This window comes from Streptosporangium sp. G11 (assembly GCF_051192615.1).
Classification (GTDB): Bacteria; Actinomycetota; Actinomycetes; order Streptosporangiales; family Streptosporangiaceae; genus Streptosporangium.
Genome location: NZ_JBPJUQ010000294.1, coordinates 1 through 1,321, shown reverse-complemented (window position 1 = coordinate 1,321; position 1,321 = coordinate 1). Strand labels below are relative to the sequence as shown.

General features: G+C 65.8%; 1 protein-coding gene. It reads right to left on the bottom strand.

The genetic code is table 11. The annotated features are described in order from the left end of the window. Window positions 1–27: 27 nt before the first annotated feature. Window positions 28–1,271, bottom strand: a protein-coding gene (locus ACSDR0_RS50650; protein WP_435296141.1) for an IS3 family transposase whose coding sequence is annotated in 2 segments (ribosomal slippage) — window positions 28–989 and window positions 989–1,271 — 1,245 coding nt in all. Because the reading frame shifts where the segments join, the coding sequence is not laid out codon by codon here. Between the last annotated feature and the right edge of the window lie 50 nt (window positions 1,272–1,321).

The following is a 1,321-nucleotide window of genomic DNA, read 5'->3' as shown; positions in this document are numbered from 1 at the left end:
TGAAGCGATCCGGGTTCGGTGGAGGCTCTACGGGCTGACTCCAGCCGTCGGTTCGGGCTGGTGTTGAGCGTAGTAGACGGCTTCGTGTTCCACGGGCGGGATATCGCCGATGGCGGTGTGGATGCGCTGCTGGTTGAACCAGTCGACCCACTCGGCGGTGGCCACCTCCACGTCGGCCAGGCCGCGCCAGGGCCCACGTGGTGTGATCAACTCAGTCTTGTACAGGCCGATCTGGGACTCCATCAGAGCGTTGTCCAGGGCATCTCCCACAGTCCCGATGGAGGCGTCGATACCCGCTTCGAGCAGGTGTGCGGTGAAGGCGAAAGATGTGTATTGGCTGCCGGCATCTGAGTGATGTACCAGGCCGGGGCCTGCTGGATGGCCCGCTCGATCACGCCGCCACAAGCCCATGTCCAGGGCGTCCAAGACGAGCTTGGCGCGTTTGCTTCGCGCGGCCGCCCAGCCGACGATCGCCCGGGAGTAGACGTCCACGACGAACGCGACATAGACCACCCCCGCCCAGGTCGTAACGTGGGTGAAGTCGGCAACCCACCGCTGGTTGGGCCGCACCGCGGTGAAGTCTCGCCGCAACAGGTCACCGGCCCGCTCCTGGCTATTGTCGCGGAGCGTGGTGCGGATCTTCTTACCGCGGCGGGCGCCGTGCAGACCCATGCCGCGCATCAGCCGAGCGACCGTGCAGCGAGCCACCGCAATGTCCTCGCGACGCAGCTGCCGCCAGACCTTCCGGATCCCGTAGACGCCGTAGTTGTCGGCGTGGACCCGGCTGATCTGTGCTTTCAGCTCCTCGTCCCGCAGGGCGCGGGCGCTGGGCCGGCGGTTGACGGCGGCGTAGTACGTGCTCGTTGCGATCTTCATTCCGTGGCCGGACAGGACACGGCAGATCGGCTCGACCCCGAACACCTGCTTGAACTCGTCGATGAACGCTACGAGCGTTTGTGTGGCCGGTCGAGCTCGGCCGCGAAGAAAATCGAGGCCGATTTCAAGATCTCATTGGCTCGTCGCAGCTCGGCGACCTCCGCGCGCAGCCGTTTGATCTCTGCGGCGTCCTGGCTGGTGGTGCCGGGCCGTTGCCCGGCATCGATCTGGGTTTTGCGCACCCAGGAGCGCACCGTCTCGGTGGTGCCGATCCCCAGTTTCGCCGCTACCGCCTTCATCGCGGCCCACTCGGTCGGGTAGTTCGGACGGATCTCCGCGACCATGCGTACCGCACGCTCACGAAGCTCAGGAGGGTAGGGGGACGGACGTGCCATGACTCGATCCTCTCAAGGAATCGAGCCTCCATCAGACCCGGACCGCTTCA